Source organism: Acidovorax sp. NO-1, from assembly GCF_000238595.1.
In the GTDB taxonomy this organism is placed as follows: Bacteria; Pseudomonadota; Gammaproteobacteria; order Burkholderiales; family Burkholderiaceae_C; genus Acidovorax.
On the sequence record NZ_AGTS01000100.1, the window covers coordinates 1 to 20,679 of the forward strand.

General features: G+C 58.4%; 19 protein-coding genes and 2 pseudogenes. All 21 read right to left on the minus strand.

What is annotated here, in order from left to right; all coding sequences use genetic code 11:
- Window positions 1-389 precede the first annotated feature (389 nt).
- A complete protein-coding gene (locus KYG_RS15855; RefSeq protein WP_008905941.1) occupies window positions 390-914 on the minus strand; it encodes a phosphoribosyltransferase in 525 nt (174 codons plus the stop codon).
- Between the two features lie 57 nt (window positions 915-971).
- Window positions 972-2,348 carry an adenylosuccinate synthase gene (locus KYG_RS15860; RefSeq protein ID WP_008905942.1) on the minus strand — a complete coding sequence of 459 codons (1,377 nt, stop codon included), beginning with the start codon at window positions 2,346-2,348 and terminating at the stop codon, window positions 972-974.
- 27 nt (window positions 2,349-2,375) lie between these two features.
- Window positions 2,376-3,524 carry an ATP phosphoribosyltransferase regulatory subunit gene (locus KYG_RS15865; protein WP_008905943.1) on the minus strand — a complete coding sequence of 383 codons (1,149 nt, stop codon included), beginning with the start codon at window positions 3,522-3,524 and terminating at the stop codon, window positions 2,376-2,378.
- Between the two features lie 90 nt (window positions 3,525-3,614).
- Window positions 3,615-3,797 carry a DUF2065 domain-containing protein gene (locus tag KYG_RS15870; RefSeq protein WP_034694975.1) on the minus strand — a complete coding sequence of 61 codons (183 nt, stop codon included), beginning with the start codon at window positions 3,795-3,797 and terminating at the stop codon, window positions 3,615-3,617.
- A 30-nt stretch (window positions 3,798-3,827) separates the two neighbouring features.
- Complete coding sequence (gene hflC, locus KYG_RS15875; RefSeq protein ID WP_034694976.1) at window positions 3,828-4,736, minus strand: protease modulator HflC; 909 nt, start codon at window positions 4,734-4,736, stop codon at window positions 3,828-3,830.
- Between the two features lie 9 nt (window positions 4,737-4,745).
- Window positions 4,746-6,116: an FtsH protease activity modulator HflK gene (gene hflK / locus KYG_RS15880; RefSeq protein WP_034694977.1), complete on the minus strand. Its 1,371-nt coding sequence runs from the start codon at window positions 6,114-6,116 to the stop codon at window positions 4,746-4,748.
- A gap of 54 nt (window positions 6,117-6,170) precedes the next feature.
- Complete coding sequence (hflX, locus tag KYG_RS15885; RefSeq protein WP_034694978.1) at window positions 6,171-7,337, minus strand: GTPase HflX; 1,167 nt, start codon at window positions 7,335-7,337, stop codon at window positions 6,171-6,173.
- A 69-nt stretch (window positions 7,338-7,406) separates the two neighbouring features.
- Window positions 7,407-7,661 carry an RNA chaperone Hfq gene (gene hfq / locus KYG_RS15890; protein WP_008905947.1) on the minus strand — a complete coding sequence of 85 codons (255 nt, stop codon included), beginning with the start codon at window positions 7,659-7,661 and terminating at the stop codon, window positions 7,407-7,409.
- Window positions 7,662-7,767: 106 nt separating this feature from the next.
- The gene (gene der, locus KYG_RS15895) at window positions 7,768-9,111 is read right to left on the minus strand and encodes a ribosome biogenesis GTPase Der (RefSeq protein WP_008905948.1); all 1,344 of its coding nucleotides are present in this window, start codon (window positions 9,109-9,111) and stop codon (window positions 7,768-7,770) included.
- Window positions 9,112-9,124: 13 nt separating this feature from the next.
- Window positions 9,125-10,213, minus strand: a complete 1,089-nt coding sequence (bamB, locus tag KYG_RS23920; RefSeq protein WP_237707281.1) for an outer membrane protein assembly factor BamB — start codon at window positions 10,211-10,213, stop codon at window positions 9,125-9,127.
- A gap of 74 nt (window positions 10,214-10,287) precedes the next feature.
- A complete protein-coding gene (locus KYG_RS15900; RefSeq protein ID WP_008905950.1) occupies window positions 10,288-10,980 on the minus strand; it encodes a tetratricopeptide repeat protein in 693 nt (230 codons plus the stop codon).
- Between the two features lie 14 nt (window positions 10,981-10,994).
- Window positions 10,995-12,259, minus strand: a pseudogene (gene hisS / locus KYG_RS15905) (histidine--tRNA ligase).
- A gap of 154 nt (window positions 12,260-12,413) precedes the next feature.
- Window positions 12,414-13,676 carry a flavodoxin-dependent (E)-4-hydroxy-3-methylbut-2-enyl-diphosphate synthase gene (gene ispG, locus KYG_RS15910; protein ID WP_008905951.1) on the minus strand — a complete coding sequence of 421 codons (1,263 nt, stop codon included), beginning with the start codon at window positions 13,674-13,676 and terminating at the stop codon, window positions 12,414-12,416.
- 20 nt (window positions 13,677-13,696) lie between these two features.
- A complete protein-coding gene (locus tag KYG_RS25525; RefSeq protein WP_246330933.1) occupies window positions 13,697-14,245 on the minus strand; it encodes a RodZ domain-containing protein in 549 nt (182 codons plus the stop codon).
- Complete coding sequence (locus KYG_RS25260) at window positions 14,242-14,628, minus strand: helix-turn-helix domain-containing protein (RefSeq protein ID WP_369749967.1); 387 nt, start codon at window positions 14,626-14,628, stop codon at window positions 14,242-14,244. Before KYG_RS25260 ends, KYG_RS25525 begins: the two co-directional genes overlap by 4 nt.
- Window positions 14,603-15,436: a type IV pilus biogenesis/stability protein PilW gene (gene pilW / locus KYG_RS15915; protein WP_008905952.1), complete on the minus strand. Its 834-nt coding sequence runs from the start codon at window positions 15,434-15,436 to the stop codon at window positions 14,603-14,605. The genes KYG_RS25260 and pilW overlap by 26 nt, the downstream gene beginning before the upstream one ends.
- Before the next feature lie 37 nt (window positions 15,437-15,473).
- Window positions 15,474-16,595 carry a 23S rRNA (adenine(2503)-C(2))-methyltransferase RlmN gene (gene rlmN / locus KYG_RS15920; protein WP_008905953.1) on the minus strand — a complete coding sequence of 374 codons (1,122 nt, stop codon included), beginning with the start codon at window positions 16,593-16,595 and terminating at the stop codon, window positions 15,474-15,476.
- 87 nt (window positions 16,596-16,682) lie between these two features.
- Entirely contained in the window at window positions 16,683-17,108 is a 426-nt protein-coding gene (gene ndk / locus KYG_RS15925) for a nucleoside-diphosphate kinase (RefSeq protein ID WP_008905954.1), read from the minus strand.
- A gap of 118 nt (window positions 17,109-17,226) precedes the next feature.
- A pseudogene (locus KYG_RS23930) lies at window positions 17,227-18,771 on the minus strand (pseudouridine synthase); the annotation flags it as partial.
- Window positions 18,771-19,526: an SMC-Scp complex subunit ScpB gene (gene scpB / locus KYG_RS15940; protein WP_008905956.1), complete on the minus strand. Its 756-nt coding sequence runs from the start codon at window positions 19,524-19,526 to the stop codon at window positions 18,771-18,773. The pseudogene KYG_RS23930 and the gene scpB, both read right to left, overlap by 1 nt.
- Before the next feature lie 147 nt (window positions 19,527-19,673).
- Window positions 19,674-20,645: an RluA family pseudouridine synthase gene (locus KYG_RS15945; RefSeq protein WP_050813880.1), complete on the minus strand. Its 972-nt coding sequence runs from the start codon at window positions 20,643-20,645 to the stop codon at window positions 19,674-19,676.
- Window positions 20,646-20,679: the final 34 nt, after the last annotated feature.

A 20,679-nucleotide genomic window follows, 5' to 3' on the forward strand; every position in this document is an offset into this window, starting at 1 on the left:
CTTGTTTTCCTGACCTAGCTGCGATCAGCTGAGCCTTGAATTCTAGCACAGTTTTTAAAGAACTGTCAAACTTTTGAAAACTTTCTCAGTTTTCATCACCTTGCAAAAGCAGCGTCTTGCGACATCAACCTCCACTCAGCGAAGCCTTGAATTATATACCGGTTTTTACACCGCCTGCAATCCAAAACCAAACTTTCTTTCACCCCACCACCCCGGCATCAGCTGCAGCGCAGCACTCGGCCCGTCACAGATCTGCGCCTTCAGCAACGCCGCGTTTTCTGCAGCGTCGCATCGGTAGCGAAGCCCTCGACTATAGCACTGTTTTGGGGGTCCTGAAGAGTTGCGTGCGAAATTTCTGATTGGCTACAGGCAAACGAGCGAGATACTGTTCACACCTGCCACTTCTCAAGCAGCTTCTCAGGGCTCAAACTATCGTAGCCCTCAAACGGCTGATGTATCCAGGGGTTGGTCGGCAGAAACTCCACCGAATAGTCGGGCGTGAAGGTCGACAGGCCCTTGGTCCAGATCACAGCACTGCGCAATTCGGTGATGGGCTCATAGTTGGTTTTCAGCATGTGGATGACAGCGTGCAAAGTATGCCCAGAGTCTGCGAGATCATCCACCAGCAGCACCTTGCCAGCAATTTCGCCTTTGGGAGTAGTAATGAACCGAGCAATATCCAGATGCCCCTGCACTGTTCCGGCCTCTGCGCGGTATGAGCTCGTGGACATGATGGCCAACGGCTTGTCAAAGATCCGACTCAGGATATCGCCAGGTCGCAACCCTCCCCGCGCAAGGCACAAGATGGTGTCGAACTCCCATTCAGACTGATGCACTTTGAGGGCGAGCTTCTCGATCAAGCTATGGTACTCATCGTAGCTGACGTAAAGGTGTTTGCCGTCTTCGGTCAACATGAAACAACTCCTCGATAGAACACTATGTGCGCAAGACTTATAGGCGACAACAAAACATCAGCTGGCGACATAAGGATGACGCATCATGATGGTGTGATCCCGGTCGGGACTGGTAGAAATCATGTCAATAGGCACGCCAGTCACTTGCTCAATACGTTCCAGGTAGCGCCGCGCGCTTTGCGGAAGCTTGTCGTAGTCGGTGACCCCCACCGTGGATTCACTCCAACCGGGGAGGGTTTCATAGATAGGCTTGCAACGTGAGATCTCCTCCGCAGCCATCGGCAAAAGATCAATGTGCTGGCCGTCGAGTTCATATCCCGTGCAGAGCAGCAATTCCTCGAGCCCGTCCAGCACGTCCAGCTTCGTGATGCACAATCCAGATAAGCCGTTGACCTGCGCACTACGCTTGAGCAGGGCCGCATCAAACCAACCGCAGCGGCGACTACGCCCCGTGGTCACCCCCTTCTCGGCGCCCACAGTACTCATGTGATAGCCAGGCGTACCGGCTACTTCCCAGTCAAGTTCCGTAGGGAAAGGACCGCCGCCAACACGGGTGCAATACGCTTTGGTTATGCCTAATATGTAATGCAACATGCCCGGCCCGACACCCGACCCGGCGGCAGCGTTCCCAGCAACGCAATTGCTCGACGTAACATAGGGATATGTCCCATGATCCACGTCCAGCAACGTACCTTGCGCGCCTTCAAACAGAAGGTTGGCACCATCCCGGTGGGCGTCGTTTAGCTCACGCGATACATCAGCCATCATGGGCTTGAGCAATTCGGCATGACGCATGGCTTCGGCGTAAACCACATCAAACAGAACTCTGCCACTTTGGATGTACGGCTTGAGTGCGTCGCCAAATACGAAGGCTTCTGAGCCCAGATACGTGGTGAGTACGTGGTTGTGCAGATCCAGCAAATCACGCAGCTTGGCCGCAAAACGCTCGGGATATTTCAAATCTTGCACCCTCAAGGCGCGACGAGCGATCTTGTCTTCGTACGCGGGTCCGATCCCGCGACCTGTAGTCCCGATTTTTTCCGCGCCACCTTGCTCGCGCGCAGCCTCACGCGCCACATCAAGGGCAGCGTGAAACGGAAGGATGAGCGGACAAGCTTCGCTGATGCGCAGGCGAGAACGCACTTCAACCCCCGCTTTTTCAAGCCCTTCGATTTCTTCAAACAGCTTGGCTGCCGACAACACCACGCCGTTGCCGATGTAGCATTTCACACCCGGACGCATGATTCCGCTGGGAATAAGGTGTAAAGCAGTCTTAACCCCGTTGATGACCAATGTGTGGCCGGCGTTGTGCCCACCTTGGAAACGGACCACGCCTTGTGCACTTTCGGTCAACCAGTCGACCAGCTTGCCTTTGCCCTCGTCGCCCCACTGGGTTCCGACCACTACCACGTTGCGACCTTTGGTTACTTTCATCTCAAACCCAATTCAATTGTCAAACGCTCAAACAGATTGCACGACCCAGCGGCCCGCAACCTGCACCAGTTCCCGGTCGCAGTGAAATTCGTCCACTTCGCTCTCATGTCCCGGCAATACACAGACTACCGTCTCACCCGAACGCCGTAGTTCGGCAATAGCCGCATTCACATCATCGGATTCTCCCCAAGGAGCACGGATGGCAGCCTTCAAAGCACGCGGAGACACCACGCCCACCACCTGCTTGATATCCAGGCTGAAGCCAGCCGCAGGACGATTGCGACCGAATACAGCACCCACCTCGTCATATCGGCCACCGCGTACGAGCGCATCGCTCCCGCCGGGGGAATAAATTGCGAACCGCGCGCCACTGTAGTACGCATACCCACGCAAATCGGCCAGATCGAACGTAACGGTAGCACCTTCAAGACGGGAAGCAAGCCACTTTAAGTTTGATAGCACTACAGCAATACCAGGAAAGCGCTGAAGTGCTTTTTCGGCCTCATTCAATACACCCTGGTCGCCATAGAGCTGCAGCAGCGATAACAAACCCTCTCGGGATTCCGCAGGGAAAAGTCGGGTCAATGTCGCAAGTTCAGCTCCATCTTTGGCCGCAAGCGCCGCGTGGATACGACGCAGATCAAGCGCACTTAACGACACACCCGCGAGTAGATTGCGCACTATGCGCACGTCAGCCAAGTCAATCGAGGTGTCTGCCACATTGGCAGTACGCAAGCAGTCTCTGGCCAGCTCTAACGCCTCCAGATCCGCCTCAAGCCCTGCATGTCCGTAGATCTCTGCTCCAAACTGGAGCGGCTCACGCGTGGCGTGCGGCCGATCAGGCCTCGCGTGAAGCACGGGGCCGCAATAGCACAGGCGAGTGACTCCTTTACGATTGAGCAAATGCGCGTCGATTCGTGCCACTTGCGGCGTTGTGTCCGCGCGGAGACCCATGGAGCGCCCAGAGAGCTGGTCCACCAGCTTGAATGTCTGGAGATCTAGCGCTTCGCCAGTACCGGTGAGCAATGACTCCAGGTGCTCCATAAGCGGAGGCATGACCAATTCATAGCCGTAACAACGGGCTGTATCAAGCAGCCCGCGACGCAACTCTTCGATGTGCCGCGCTTCGGACGGCAAGACATCGGCAATGTGATCCGGAAGGACCCAAGCAGACATGTAGAAAAGGGGAGGCTGTTAAAACCGTGATTCTACCGGTAGCGACGAGAACATCGGGAGATCCACACCAGCTACCAGTTCGTGCGCTATTCAGACCCAGAGCATCAACGCGCCCGCGAGAATGGCAACCAAACCGAAAGCCCGGATTTGACCATCTCGCATCAGGGCAATCTGCGCGACTGCACTCCGCCACCTCGATGGTGAAAGAAATGGCAGCAACCCCTCTATGAGCAGAAACAAGCCAAAGGCCGCCCAGAGGCTATCGGAGTTCACGGCGGCAAGCAGAGCATGGCACGAACACGACTACTTTCGCGGCGCCGCCGACGTGGAAGCAGCGTTACCGCCTCGGAAGGTCTTGAAAAAATCCGATGTCGATGGATCAAGCACCATGACATCGCTCTTCTTGTTGAAGCTGGATTTGTAGGCTTCAAGACTTCTGTAGAACTGCGCAAATTGCGGATCCCGACCGAATGACTCAGCGTAAATGCGGGCGGCCTCGGCATCCCCTTCTCCCTTGATCTTCTGTGCATCGCGGTAGGCATTGGCAATCGTGATTTCGCGCTGGCGGTCGGCATCTGCGCGAATTTTCTCACCCTCCGCTGCACCCGTAGAACGGAGTTCGTTGGCCACACGCTTGCGCTCAGCCTCCATGCGCCGATATACCGATTCCGTAATCGCCTCGACGTAATCGACACGTGTTATGCGCACATCGACAACATCCACCCCCCAGGGTTTCGCACCCCGAACGCTCTCCAGCACCTCGCGCTTGACATCGGCCATCAGAGCCTCCCGCTTGAGCGACAGAAGCTCCTTGACGGTTCGCTTGTTGATTTCTTCCTGGAAGGCATTGCGCACTACACGATTGAGCTGCATGGCACCCGCATTTTCGTCCAGGCCAACATTGCGGATGTATTCGGTGGGCTCAGAGATCCGCCACCGCACGTACCAGTCAATCACTACACGCTGCTTTTCTGCGGTCAGCATCGGCTCGGTATCGCTGCTATCCAGCGTCAAAAGCCGCTTGTCTATGTACGAGACATTCTGAAAAGGCGGTGGCAATTTGAAATTCAACCCCGGCTCGGTGATCACCTCTTTGATCTGACCAAGTGCATACAGCACCCCAAACTGCCGCTGATCCACCACAAAAAGCATCGAGCTCATCAGGGCCAGCACCACCAACAGGGTAGAAGCAATAAATCCGACTCTATTCACAAGTTGCTCCTAGCGAGATTCGCGTTCACGTGTGCGGCTGCTGTCACGCGCACGGGGATCATTCGACAAACTGGATGACGGGCCGGACGGCATCGTCGGCGGCACCACAGTGCCCGACAGCGGCTCTGCGGCAGCTCCACCCGCAGCGACGCCTTGCATGATTTTGTCCAGCGGCAGGTACAAGAGATTGGAGCCCTGACGCGATTCCACCAGCACCTTGGTCACGTTCCCATAGATTTGCTGCATGGCCTCCAGGTACATGCGATCACGCGTTACCTGGGGTGCCCTTTGGTACTCGGCCAGGATAGATGAAAACCGTTGTGCATCACCTTGTGCCTGAGCAACAATTCTCGCCTTGTAAGCAGCTGCCTCTTCATTCAAACGCGAAGCAGAACCCACTGCCCGGGGAATAACATCGTTGGCATAGGCCTGCGCTTCGTTCTTGGCTCGTTCACGCTCTTGACCGGCTTTCAGTACGTCATCGAACGATGCCTGAACCTGCTCGGGAGGGCGTACGCCTCCCTGCTGCAGATTGATGCCAACTACCTCCACCCCCACCTTGTAGCGATCAAGAATGGTCTGCATGAGGGTACGAACGCGTGGCGCAATCTGATCACGCTCTTCCGCCAAGGCGGAATCCATCCGCATCTTTCCAACCACCTCGCGCACTGCAGTCTCGGCTGCCTGAACCACAGCGTCGGACGGGTTCCTGCTCTCAAACAGCCACGCACGGGCATCGTTCAGCCGGTATTGAACCGCGAATTTGATTTCCACGATGTTTTCGTCTTCCGTCAGCATCGCCGACTCACGCAACCCAGTACTCTTGATGATGTTGTCGCGGCCCACATCAGCGGAGCGGATTTGCGTCACAAACACCAGTTCGTGGCGCTCAATAGGGTACGGCAGGCGCCAATTAAAGCCAGCCCCTACCGTGCTCTTGTACTTGCCAAACTGGGTTATGACAGCTTGCTGACCTTCTTGAACAATGAAGAACCCTGTCCCCAGCCAGATGACAAAGGCGATACCCGCGATAAGACCCAGCCCCACACCTGCATTTTTCATGTCAGGCTGGAATCCACCTCCCGGGCTACCACCGCCTGGACCACGACCAGCCCCGCCCTTGGAACCAAAAAAACCTCCAAGTTTCTTGTTCAGGTCGCGCCAGAGCTCATCAAGGTCCGGCGGCTGCCCACTGTTGCTGGGACGCTGATCTCCACCACGACCTCCGGCGGGAGGATTTGCAGGGCGATCGTCCGGCCGGTTGCTGTCATCGGCTTTGTTGTCGTCACCTCTACCCCAACGTGGGTCATTCAGATTGAACATGCCCCGAATACGTCCTGGGAGTGACGCCCAGCGTAAGGTGCGGTCTTGGAAATTCATGCGGAAATTCTCACGTTCTCAAATTGGCATTTCGAATGCTGGCATTGTGCCCAATCAAGTCGAAATCCCTGGCAATTCAATGGCTGTACCAGGGGTCATGGCAGCCTGCGCCGCGAGTACGGTACTCGCCAATGCCTGCCGCAGCACATCCAGCCCCTCGCCAGATTGAGCGCTCACGAACAGACGGCGGAACACGTGACCATCCAAGTCATAGTGATCGCCTGTTTGCACTGGTCGTTGCTCATTCGGCAGCAAGTCAATCTTGTTGAACACAAGTATCTGAGGTATGTCCGCTGCACCAATTTCACGCAACACCCGCTGGACTTGCTCCATTTGTTCGGGAAAGCCGGGATTGGATGCATCCACCACATGCAAAAGAAGGTCAGCATCAATGGCCTCCTGCAACGTTGCTTGGAACGCATCCACCAAACCATGGGGCAAATCCCGGATGAATCCCACGGTGTCAGACAGGGAGACCGATCTGTCCGCACCACCCAGGTACAGTTGTCGGGTTGTAGTATCCAGCGTCGCGAACAACTGGTCTGCTGCGTACGCCCGCGCTTTTACCAACGCATTGAATAGCGTGGACTTTCCCGCGTTGGTATACCCTACCAATGAAATATTGAAGGTGTCGCGGCGCTCTCTCTGCCTTCTCTGGGTCGATCGCTGACGCTTGACCTTCACCAAACGTTCGCGCGTTCGCTTGACAGCATCACCAATCATGCGACGGTCAAGCTCGATCTGCTTTTCCCCAGGACCACCGCGCGCGCCGATACCACCAGTCTGGCGTTCCAGATGCGACCAACGACGCACAAGTCGCGTGCTAAGGTACTGCAACCTAGCTAGCTCAACTTGCAGCTTACCCTCGTGGCTGCGGGCACGTTGGGCAAATATTTCCAGAATCAGCAAGGTGCGGTCATTCACTGGAAGCTCCAAATGCCGCTCGAGATTACGCTGCTGCGCCGGGCTGAGGGCCTGATCGAACAGCACTTCCAAAGCCCCGTGCAGCTGCGCTAGCATCCGGATTTCATCCGCCTTGCCACTTCCAACAAATAGAGCAGCGTCTGGAGCTTTGCGCTTGCAGGTCAACCGGGCGACAGGCATCATGCCGGCAGTTTCTGCAAGCAAGCCCAACTCTTCCAGTTCACCATCAAAGTGAGGATGGCCAAAATCCACTCCCACGAGCAACACAGGAGTCTCGCCCCCTGGCAAAGCAGTCATGGAATTCAAAGCCAGTGACCCATTGCCGAGTCTCTGAAATCAAAGAAGGTCAGACACCGCTCTAGCACCTCAGGGGTTGCTGCCGTCTGCATCTGCGGTGTCTGCGGTGGTGAAGTTCACTGCACGGCCAGGAACGATGGTGGAAATCGCGTGCTTGTAGACCATCTGCGTGACCGTGTTGCGCAACAACACGACGTACTGGTCAAAGGACTCGATCTGCCCTTGGAGTTTGATACCGTTGACCAAGTAAATGGAAACCGGCACATGCTCTCGACGCAGCGCGTTGAGAAAGGGGTCTTGCAAAAGCTGGCCTTTATTGCTCACGATATTCTCCGTGTTCAAAACTGTTGTTGTAAACCAGCACCTTACCACAGCAACGGCACTGAACTCCGTTGCTGTGGCATGGCCCTTCGTGTTACCCGCGTTTAAATCACACCTCGTCTTTCCCGGCAAAAGGGTTATGTGAGGTTTTCATTTCAATCCGCAGGGGCGTACCAACCAAGTCGAATTCCTTGCGGAAGCGGCCTTCCAGAAACCGCTTGTAGGCATCCGTCACATGCTCCAGAGAGTTTCCGTGAATGACAATGACCGGCGGATTCATGCCCCCTTGATGCGCATACCGCATCTTTGGTCGGAACATGCCCGCACGCTTCGGACTCTGAAACTGGACGGCTTCCAGCAACAACCGTGTAAGCACCGGCGTAGACATCTTGCATGTGGCCGCCTTGTGCGCCTGGGCAATGGACGCCCACAGCGGGCCCAAACCTTGGCGTTTTTTCGCAGAGATGAAATGCAACGACGCGAATTTCAGGAACGCCAGCCGGGTCTCAATGGAGCGCTCCAACAACTGGCGCTGGTAATCGTCCACAGCGTCCCATTTATTGACAGCAACAACGACCGCCCGGCCACTTTCCAGGATGTAGCCCGCGATGTGCGCATCCTGATCTGTGACACCCTGTGTTGCGTCAAGCAACAGCAAAACCACATTGGCTGACTCAATGGCCTGGAGGGTTTTGACGACCGAGAATTTTTCTATAGCTTCAAAAACCTTGCCCTTGCGTCGCAGCCCCGCCGTATCCACCAGTTCGAAGCGCTGGCCGTTGCGCTCGAAAGGTACCGTGATGGCATCCCGGGTTGTTCCGGGCATGTCAAACGCTACGAGCCGTTCTTCGCCAAGCCAAGTGTTTATCAGTGTCGATTTGCCGACATTCGGCCGGCCAGCGACGGCAAGTTTGATGATGCTCTTGTCAGATTCAACCTCGGAATCATCCGGATCAGGAAGCTGAAGCGGCTCCAGCGCAATCTCCACCAAGCTACGAATGCCTTGCCCATGCGCGGCAGACACTGGGTACACGTCGCCGAGACCCAGTTCATAAAACTCGGCCAGTTGCACCCCCTCCAGCATGCCCTCTGCCTTGTTGGCTACCAGTACACAAGGTTTCCCTAGGCGACGCAGGTAATTGGCGATGTCATGGTCTTGCGCAGACACGCCGGCACGCGCATCCACGACAAATATGACCACGTCAGCCTCGGCCACCGCCTGCTGCGTCTGCTTGGCCATCTCTTTGTAAATGCCGGTTGATGCATCAGGTTCGAAGCCACCGGTGTCTATGACGATGTACTCATGCTTACCCTGCTTGCCATTGCCGTAATGCCTGTCACGCGTAAGCCCAGCAAAGTCCGCAACAATGGCGTCACGGGACTTGGTCAGACGGTTGAATAAAGTGGACTTGCCGACATTCGGACGCCCCACGAGGGCGATAACTGGCTTCATTAAATAAGAGTCCTCAATCTGGCCGGAATCCGTAGACTCCACCATTGCGTGTAACCACGACCAGCGTATCTGCTGCCACAGCAGGTGCTGCAGCAATGCCAGATCCGTCGGTGGAGATGCGGTTAAGAGGGGAACCGTCCGTGCGGGAAAGCAGATGAACGAGGCCTGTTTCGTCACCGACCACCACTGAGCGCCCCAACAGCAAAGGAGCTGTCAACTTGCGATGTTTGAGCCGGTCAGTCGACCACAGACGCGACCCATCGCCGCGACGCCATGCGGTCACCGTACCATTGCTCTCAGCTCCGAACAGTGCCTCTCCGTCACCATGCACCCCCTCAGCACCACTAGCGGGTAGCGTCCAGCTCACCGAACCTCTCGCAGCGTTAACACAACCCACTGCTGCCTGAAAAGCACGCGCACAGATGGATTCTTCCACCCGGCTGGTACGCCCCACCAACTCCACCAGTCTCTCGACATCGTTGGTACCCCGAGCGCTGGCCAAGGGAGCCTCCCAACGAACGCTCCCATTGTCGGGATTTAGCCCCACAAGACGGCCGGAGAAGCCTGTAACCAAGGTATCGCCCGCAGCCAGCAGAACGCCAGACTGGCGTAAAATCAAGGGTTCACCGGGTCGCTGCAGGCTCCAAAGTTTGCGCCCCGTCAACGCATCAAAAGCAGACAAGGAACGATCGGCCGAAAGCACAAATACCCGCCCTCCCGCAACGAGAGGGGGGGTGAAAACCTGCGCCCCCAACGGCTGGCGCCACCGCTCGCGCCCCCCATCCAGAACGATCAGGGCGTTGCTACGAGCAACAACGGCAGCCGACTTGCCGTCGCTTCCCACACCCGCGGACAACGGCTCCGAAAGAGCTACACGCCACAGGTCTGCGCCGGTGCGGGCGTCAATGGCCGCCACAACCCCGTCGGAGGAAGCAACAGTTACCACACTGCCCGCGGAATGGATCTCAAGAGGAAGCCCCGAAACGTTTCCTATGCGCGCAGTCCACGCTTGGCGTACGCCAAGGACAGCAACATTGGCTCCGAGATCCGCCGGCACCGGCTTGGAGCTTCCTCCACCCCACAATGAGCATCCCGCCAACATCGCGACCAAGACCGCAGAACAGACCCCACGCACGCTGAAAACCAGGCCCTTCAGGCCGTCTCCACGAATGAACGTCATCGCTGTTTCACCCCTTCCGCGGATCCGGCAGCGGCGACCGCCGTACCTTGCGGAGAAACCCCCAGAGCTCCGAGTTTGACTTCCACAAGGCGACGGTACTCCACACCCTCCTCGAGGGCCTTCAAGGCTTTCGTATATTCCGCAATAGCGTCGGCACGCTTGTCCAGCAGCAGATAAATATCTCCTTTGCGATCTGCAAAAACGGCTTCAAACTCCACAGGCGCACTGCCAGACAATTCCTTGAGTGCGTCATCGTAGTTTTTCTGATCCATCAGCACACTCGCCAGGCGCACCTTGGCCAATGCCTTGAGACCATCATCTCCCGACTGTGCGGCCACCCAAGCAAGCGGCTCCTTGGCACTGTCGGCATCACCTGCTTCCACCATGGTCTTGGCCAGTGCCAGCCCCGCCTGGCTTGCCTGCGTCGTACTCGCATACTTGGCTTTCAGGTCAGCAAAGGCCTGTGACATGCGCACCGGATCACCCGACCGGGCGGCCACCTCCACAGCGTCATAGAGAGCTGCGGCCTGTCCAGCCTGCCGACTCTGCCAATACTGGTATCCGTTCCAAGCGACCAAGGAGCCTGCTACGAGAATCAGCACAGAGCTGATGAGCGTGCCCCAGGTGTTCCAGAAATGCTTGAGCTGGTCAAGCTGCTCTTGTTCTTCAAGATCAAGGTGATTTGCCATGGAATGTGTTCTGTTTAGCAATTGGATTGTAGGGTTGCAGCCCACTCGGCCACGGAATCTAGCGGACGGTCAGACTGGGCCCCAATGCCATCGCGCAGTGACTTGACGACAACCATCCCCCGGGACAGCTCGTCGTCACCAAAAACGAGCGCGTGCTGTGCACCGCTCGCGTCCGCCCTCTTGAACTGGGACTTCATACTGCCCATACCATCACTCCCCGCAGGGGCAGCATGCATCTGCACACTTATGCCCAACCGCCGCAGACTCTCAATCGCGGCCACTGCCACGGGGAGCGCCGTGACGGACGGAATCACAGCATATACATCTGGCGCCAGGGGGGGGCTACGCTGGTCTGTTCCTTAAGCAGTTCCAGGACACGTTCTACCCCCAGAGCCCAACCCACCGCCGGAGCCGCCTTTCCACCGATCTGTTCAATCAAATAGTCGTAGCGACCGCCGCCACAAATCGTGCCCTGCGAACCTAGCTGATCAGTGACAAATTCAAAGACCGTCAGGTTGTAATAGTCCATTCCCCGAACGAGCCGGGGATTTACCGTCCAGGCTACATCGTTGGCACTCAGGATAGTCTTTACTGCGTCAAAGTGCGCGAGCGACTTCGGTCCCAAAAAATCGATCAATTGAGGCGCAGCCTCCACGACCGCCTGCATGGCAGGGTTCTTGGTATCCAGGATACGCAACGGATTGCTGTACAAACGTCTTCGCGCCTCATCATCAAGCACCTCAACGTGCTGTTCCAGATACGAGATCAGGGCCGCCCGGTGCGCCTTGCGCTCATGCGGTTCACCCAAGCTGTTCAGCTCCAGGCGCACATTCTGCAGACCGAGTTCGCGCCACAGCGAGTGGGCCAGAAGAATCAGTTCTGCATCGACCTCCGCCCCGGGGAAACCCAGCGCCTCCGCCCCTATCTGGTGGAACTGGCGATAGCGCCCGCGCTGCGGGCGCTCATGGCGAAACATGGGGCCCATGTAATAGAGACGCTTACCCCCGTCATACAGCATGGAGTGCTCTGCAACTGCGCGCACAACGCCTGCCGTCGATTCGGGGCGCAAGGTAAGGTGTTCGCCATTGAGACGATCCTCGAACGAGTACATCTCTTTTTCGACGATGTCCGTAACCTCACCCAGCCCCCGCACAAACAGGGCGGTGGGCTCAACAATTGGCGTGCGGATATTGCGGTAGGCATACCGAGCCATGAGTGTGCGCACCCTGGACTCCAGCCACTCCCATCGGGCAGATTCTGGGGGCAAGATATCGTTCATGCCTTTCACGGCCACCAGCTTTTCCTGCTTGATCGACGAAGCGCTTTTTTCGTTACTCACAACTGTTCTTTTCTCAATCTGACAAATTCTGGACAGAAGTCGCGCACCATTTCGGGGTGGTGACACACATCAATCACGCCATGGTGTGCGGCACTCAGGACGATGCCGCAGCAGCGACGCCAAAACGCCGCTCGATGTACTGCTCCACGATGTGGTGGAATTCATTGGCAATGTTGTCGCCTCGCAGAGTCATCGCTTTCTCGCCATCGATGAACACGGGCGCTGCAGGAGCCTCCCCGGTACCTGGCAGGCTGATACCGATATCGGCATGTTTGCTCTCGCCGGGGCCGTTGACAATGCAGCCCATCACTGCCACGCGCAGGTTTTCTACGCCGGGATAGCGGACACGCCATACCGGCATCTGGGCACGCAGAAAGTCATCAATCTGCTTGGCAAGATCCTGAAATGTTGTGCTGGTCGTACGGCCACAACCTGGACATGCCGTGACACTCGGGACAAATACGCGCATACCCAAAGCTTGAAGTATCTCGGATGCGACGACCACTTCCTGGGTACGCGCCTCGCCTGGCTGGGGGGTCAGCGAAACGCGGATAGTGTCACCGATGCCTTCCTGCAGCAACACCGACAATGCAGCTGCGGACGCTACTGTGCCTTTGGTTCCCATGCCCGCTTCAGTGAGACCCAAGTGCAACGCATAGTCGCAGCGACGCGCCAGCTCACGGTACACGGATATTAGATCCTGCACACCGCTGACCTTGCAGGACAGGATGATCTGATTACCATCAAGGCCCATTTCCTCAGCGCGTCGAGCCGACTCAATGGCCGAGGTAATCAGGGCCTCATACATAACCTGGCGTGCCTCCCAGGGAGCAGAGCGACGGCTGTTGGCATCCATCAAGTCAGCCAGCAGCTCCTGGTCGAGACTGCCCCAGTTAACACCGATGCGCACAGCTTTGTTCCAACGCATGGCTGCATCAATCATCTGGCCGAACTGCCGATCCCGCTTGTCTCCTTTGCCAACGTTGCCGGGATTGATGCGGTACTTTGAAAGCGCCTGCGCGCAATCCGGAAAATCAGTCAGCAGCCGGTGTCCGTTGTAGTGGAAATCCCCCACCAAGGGCACACTCTCCCCCATGCGGTCCAACTGTTCGCGTATGTACGGAACAGCCGCTGCTGCCTCGGGGGTATTCACAGTAATCCGGACAAACTCCGATCCGGCCTGCGCCAGTTCCTTGACCTGTATGGCGGTACCGATTGCATCCACCGTATCGGTATTGGTCATTGACTGCACGCGTACGGGCGCATTCCCCCCTACGGTAACGACGCGCGAGCCCCAGACAACCTTGGCTTGGCGCGACCGCCGGGGCAAGGGGGAGGCAACTGCAACGGGCTGCATTTCGCAAGGAAGCTGATCCACTATTTCACCTCGAAGCGCGCTACGTTGTCACGCGACACTGTTGTCAGATCCAAAGGTTTTCCACGCACCAGGACCTCTGTCGCATCCGCACGACCCACGACAACACTCAAGGGCAGCTGTCCTGTGACCGACACGGACTCCCCAGCCGTCAGATTGCGCTGCAGCACGGAAGCGCCGGCAGAATCCCGCACCTGTATCCACGACTCACTGCGGGCACGCAATACCAAAACACCGCCCTGCGGAGACACCACCCCGCTAACACCCCCTGGCGTTGAGGCTGGTGGCTCACTCTGGCCGGCTATTACGGAAGATCCCGTGCTTGCGGGAACTGCGGAAGACTGAGCAGCACTTGACGCGGGCGCTGACACCAGGGGGGCCTCTTGCGATGTTCCAGGGATGACCGCCGATGGCGTAGCCGGTGCGTCGTTTGGCTCTATTACAGGCCCCCGACCATCGGAGGAGCTCGCTGCAGAGCCAGTAACGCTGTGCGGCTGCCTGGGAAAAAATACCAATACCAACGCGCCTACCAATAACGCCAGGACGATCACTGTGACAGACTTGGAAGTCGAACTCGACGAAAAGGACGCTGTGGTGGAAGTCCTGCCTCCCCCCCCTTCACCGGCGCGTTCAATCCCGCGCTGTCAGTAGCAAGCCGTGGGCTCTGACTTTGCGGCAAAAGCGCCAAAATGGGGGCGGGGTCCAGCTTCAAGGTTCTGCACATGCTCGAGGCCAGCGCCCGCACAAAAACCGTATCTGGCAAGGCACCATAGTTATCAGCTTCCAGGGCTTCAAGCTTGCTCACCGGCACTTTCAACGCCACGGCCAACGCAGCTATGTGCATGCCTGAAGCTTGTCGCGCCTCTCGCAACAAGCCACCCGCCGTTACGCCCGTCGCCTCTGCTACCTCACTCATTGAACGCCCCACGCTCATAGAGACCCAGTTCCAGCGACTCCGGGAAACGCTTGCGCAGCTGGTCCGCTAACTGCCTCATGGCCACTGTTTCGCCCAAAGCACGCTCCACTTTGATTCCCAGCCATAAAGATTCAGAATTGGCGAACTGACTGTTATTAAGGCGGCGAATATAGAACTGGGCTTTCGTCAACTCGTTTCTCCGCAACAGAAGAGCGGCCAGATGGTAGCCGACCACTGGGTTGGACGCATCCAGCTCATAGGATTTCAGCAGCGAGTCTTCCGCTTCCGCAAACCTTCCCGCACCTGACTGGCAGAGCCCCCTGGCCATCAGCGTTTTGCTGCGTGCGGTGTACGCCGGGCTGGCGAGCGCGCGACCAAACTGCTGGTCGGCTTCTGCGTATTTCTGCTGCTGACACAACAACCATCCATAGTTGTGCAGCAAATTGGGGTCTCCGCCTCTCAGAGCCAATGCCCGGCGAAAACTGTCATCCGCCTGCGCAAGATCATTCATCCTCATGTAGATGAGGCCACGAAGGTTAAAAGCATCCGCATACGTGGGATCCGCAGCCAGGGCCTGCTTAACTTCGTCGAGCGCAACAGCCGTCTGTCCATTCTCAAAATAGTTGGACGCCAGCTCCAGGCGGATGCGAGCGCGTCGGCGCGTTTCTGGCTCGTCAGACGGAGTGATCAAACCTGCGTTGGCATCGGCAGTCAGCGCACCGTTTTGTGTGGCGCACCCCTGAAGGACCGCCATCGAGGCAGCCACACCACACCCCATGAGTGCCCAGCGAACCCAGTACCGCCAGCGTCCAGCCAATCCCACCATTTAGAGCCTCCTTGAATAATGTCGACCGCTTGCAGAATCAAGTCACCGGTTTGAGCAAAATTGTCCGCTGCTTCGCCATGCGCTCAGCCGCTCTCGTGCGATCCTTGACATCACCCGCGAGTTGACCGCAAGCAGCATCGATGTCATCCCCCCGCGTCTTGCGCACGGTGGTGACAATACCCGCTTCGCTCAAAACCTTAGCGAAAGCCAGTACCTGATTTTGCGGCGAACGCAACAGCCCAGAGGCCGGAAACGGATTGAAAGGAATCAGGTTGAATTTGCAGCGCACTCCCGCGCCGCGCGCCGGCTTGACGAGTTCTATCAGCTGACGAGCATGCTCAACCTGGTCATTCACACCATCCAGCATGCAATATTCAAACGTAATGAAGTCACGCGGGGCATGAGCCAGATACCGGTTGCATGCGGCCATCAACTCCTCGATGGGATACTTGCGGTTCAGAGGTACCAGGTTGTCGCGCAATGGATCGTTCGGCGCATGAAGTGACACAGCGAGCGCCACAGGACAATCGAGGGCCAAGCGGTCCATCATAGGAACTACACCCGACGTTGAAACTGTAACCCGCCTGCGTGACAAACCATACCCATGGTCGTCCAGCATGACGCGCAAGGCCGGCACGAGGGCCGAGTAGTTCTGCAGCGGCTCCCCCATCCCCATCATCACCACGTTCGAAATGACGCGGTCACCGGATTGAAGGCGCTGGCGAAGGGAATGCTCAGCAAACCAAAGCTGCGCAACGATTTCGCCCGTCGTAAGGTTTCTGCTAAAGCCCTGATGACCTGTTGAGCAGAAGCGGCACCCCACGGCACACCCAGCCTGCGAGGAAACACACAGTGTTCCCCGGTCATCTTCGGGGATAAAAACCGCCTCGACTGCATTGCCATCACCCACGTCGAACAGCCATTTGACGGTGCCGTCCGTGGACACATGTTCGGAGATGACGGGTAAGGCTTCAACACGCGCGCAGCCCTTGAGCTTGTCGCGCAAGGCCTTTGCCAGATCACTCATGGCGTCAAAGTCACTGGCGCCGCGTTGATGGATCCAGCGAAACAACTGCGTAGCGCGAAACCGCTTTTCACCCAACTGCTGGCAGAAAGCCGCCAGACCGTCGAGATCAAATTCCAAAAGATTGGTGGTCACTGCGCCCTCCCCGGGGTGGGCCGAACCCAGTCGTCCCCATGGCGCAGGTATCCCACGTGTGCGGGAACAGGCATGGGGACACCCATATCAGCGCGAGTAAATGTTCAGGCCAGGGAAGAAGAAAGCGACTTCGGCCTGGGCGGTTTCCGCGGCGTCGGAACCATGCACTGCATTGGCGTCGATGCTGTCCGCGAAGTCGGCGCGGATGGTGCCGGCTTCTGCCTTCTTGGGGTCAGTGGCACCCATGAGTTCGCGGTTTTTCAGAATCGCGTTTTCACCTTCCAGAGCCTGGATCATCACGGGGCCGGAGATCATGAAGTCCACCAGATCCTTGAAGAAAGGACGCTCTTTGTGCACAGCGTAAAACTGCTCGGCTTCCAGGCGCGACAGATGGGCCATACGTGCAGCCACGACCTTGAGACCAGCCGCTTCGAAGCGCGCATAGATCTGACCGATGACGTTCTTTGCCACTGCGTCGGGCTTGATGATGGAGAGAGTGCGTTCGATTGCCATATTGATTTCCTGAATTGATGTTGCTGTGAATCGTTTGTCCACCGGACAAAGCCCTCGATTCTAACCGTGAGACTGCATACGGATCCGCTGCATCAGCGCCCACCCCCGCCACGTCGAGGCCCCCCCCACCGGGACGTCGTTTGTCCTGACGATGCCGCGAGAGACTGTCCATGCCGATATAGCCCACAGAAGTCTTCATAGGATCGGGCTGCGCTGCGCCACGGGGGCGGTCTCCACTGCCTGTGTTGTTGCCACGGTCGAAACCTTGCCCCCCATCACGGCGGGACTTCTGCCCGCGGGTGCCACCTGGCCCACCCTGCGACATGTCGCGACGCGGACCCTCGCCCGCACGCGGGCCATTGCGTCCCCGGTTGCGCTTGTTTCCGCTCCGCCCACCATCGGCCCCCAGCCCTTCCTCCGAACGACCATCGGCAGCTTCTGGCCGCCCGGCACCCGCAGCCCGCACCAAGGCACGGATGTCGCTCTCATCGAGTTCGAGCCATGCGCCGCGCTTGAGCCCCCGCGGTAGCACCATGGCGCCGTACCGAATGCGAATCAGGCGGCTGACCGCATGACCCACGGATTCGAGCATGCGGCGCACCTCGCGATTGCGCCCTTCGGAAATGGTGACCCGGTACCAGCAATTGGAACCTTCGCCTCCACCGTCTTCAATGGAACCAAACGACGCCATGCCATCGTCCAGGCGCACGCCATCGAGCAGCTTCTGCTTTTCCTCATTGCTCAGGGCGCCAAGCACACGCACCGCGTATTCGCGCTCAAGACCGAAACGCGGGTGCATCAGCTTGTTGGCCAGCTCTCCCGAGCTGGTGAACAGCAGCAGGCCTTCGGTATTCAGATCCAGTCGCCCGACCGACTGCCACTTGCCCTGCATGAGCCGGGGCAGTTTGCGAAAAACGGTGGGGCGGTTCTGGGGATCGTCATGGGTCACCACCTCCCCCACTGGCTTGTGGTACGCAATCACACGTGCTGGCGGCGGGTCGATGCGGTAGCGGATGGGTTTGCCGTTGACCTTGACCTGATCGCCGAACTGGATGCGCTGGCCGATGTGGGCTGGCTCGTTGTTGACGGAGATGCGCCCTTCCAGAATGAGTTGCTCCATCTCGAGGCGCGAGCCCAGACCCGCCTGCGCCAGCACCTTGTGGAGCTTGGGTGTTTCTACCTGGGGCAACAACACACGCTTGGCAGGCACAGCTTCTGCCGAAGCGTCATCCGCGTCAAAACGCCCTGATACCACATCTTCAAACTCATAGCCCTGCACTGCAGGTGCACCCGCCTTGCGCTTCTCGCGGGCAGCGCCATCCTGACGCGACGGCCTGGCCCCAGCGTCTCCACGGCTCCCGGGCGCGCCAGAGTGGCCTGCGCGGGAAGCGTCAGAGCTTGCAGCAGGCTCACGTTCAACCGAAGTACTTTCAACCACGTCCGGCTGACTCAGCTCTGGTGCCATTTCCCCAGCGCTAGCAGCCGCTCCCGCAGCCCCCTGTCCATTTACGTCATCCGCATCAGGCATCACCACGGCCACAGTTGGCTCGCCTTTTTTCTTGCGCGGAGCGCGCTTGGCAGCGGCCTTTTTGGGCAAAGAGGCGTCCGCTGAAAGGTCAGGGGCCGGCAGATCGGTCGGAACGTCGGGGGTCGAATCATTCATCAAATATTTCCCTGGATACCACCCTGGGTATCGGCATCGTCATCACGGAGATCCGTCTCCGCAGTTTGAAAAAAATCATCCACATAAGGCACCGGCCCATCTGCAACAACAGCTTCCACAGACTGTGGCTGCTGAATATCTGCTTGCACAGCCGCCTTTTCGGCCTCTGCCTGTGGTTCAGTCTCAGGTTCTATGACACCCTGCGCAGCAGCGGCCATCGCTTCCAGCATATTTGCATTGCCTGACGGGTCGTCAAGCACCGGCAACTGGTCCAGAGACTGCAACCCCATGTCGTCCAGGAACTGTCGCGTGGTCGCAAACAATGCGGGGCGACCCACGGTTTCCCGGTGGCCAATGACCTCCACCCAGCCCCGGTCTTCCAACTGTTTGACGATCAGGCTATTGACGGTCACCCCCCGGATATCCTCGATATCACCGCGGGTCACTGGCTGGCGGTACGCAATGATTGCGAGTGTCTCCATCGTGGCTCTCGAATAGCGTGGGGGCTTTTCGGGGTGCAACCTGTCAAGGTATTCGCGCATCTCGGGACGGCTCTGAAACCGCCACCCCGTGGCCACCTGCACCAGCTCTACACCCCGCAGCGTCCACTCCAGCTGCAAATCCAGCAGAAGCAACTTGAGCGTGTCCGACCCCAGGGCGTCGTTAAAAAGTACCCGCAGTTCGCGCAGGGGGACGGGCTGCTGCGCGCAGATCAACGCAGTTTCGAGGACCCTTTTGGCATCCACCGTGTTCATGTTTCAGCGTTTCCTGGAAAAGTGCCACGCGTTGCAACGGGTGGCACATCAACAGCAGGGGGCAATCAATGGCGCGCTGTGCAAGGGCGCTGGCGCGACGCAAGAGCCCGGCGGGATTCCGTCTTCGGGCTGGGGCCAGTCTGGCCGTCAGGGCGCATTGTAGCCCAGCCCCCACAAGGCAAGGGCCTGCCGCATGTCTTCTGGCACGGGGGCATGAAATTCCATCGCCTGGCCCGTGACGGGATGGTCGAAGGCCAGGCGGTAGGCATGGAGCGCCTGCCGCTGCATCGCCCCGATCGGAGCGCCCCCATAGAGGCTGTCACCCACCAGAGGGTGTTTCAGGGAGGCCATGTGCACCCGGATCTGATGAGTGCGCCCCGTGTGCAGGGTGCATTGCACCCAGCACCCATTGTCCGTACCCGCCAGGTAGCGAATGTCGGTGCGCGCCTGCTTGCCTGCATGGAGGGCCAAATCCACCACCGCCATCCGCAGGCGGTTGCGCGGATCGCGCCCGATGGGAGCATCCACCGTTCGGGTCTGGGAGCCTGACCATGCGCCGTGGGCCATGGCCAGGTACTGGCGCTGCACCTTGCGCTCTGCGATCAATGCCACCAGCGCGTCCATGGTGGCACGATCGCGGGCCACGACCATCAGACCACTCGTGTCCTTGTCCAGCCGGTGCACGATGCCTGCACGCGGCACGGTCAGTGCCTTGTCATCGCGAGCAAGCAACCCGTTGAGCAAGGTACCGCTCCAGTTCCCCGGTGCCGGATGGACCACCAGACCCGCGGGCTTGTTCACCACCAGCAAATGCCCGTCTTCATGCACCACCTCAATGGGCATGGGCTCGGGCCGGAACGCCTGGCTCTGCAGCGTGGGGCGCATTTCCAGCACCACCTCATCGCCGGCTTTCACTCGCGTCGCCGCCTTGGTGGCCAACGTGCCGTTCAGCCGGACCAACCCCTGCGACAGCAATTGCTGCAGGTAGCTGCGAGAAAACTCCGGCACCAGGCCGGCAAGGGCCCGGTCAAGCCGCGCAGCATGCTGGTCGGCACCCACACGGGCAGAGCGGATCTCGCTGCCAGAATCGTCCGGCAGCCCCTCGGACTCGTCGTTCAGCAGGTCGGCAGAAGGTACCGCACTCTCTGGCGGT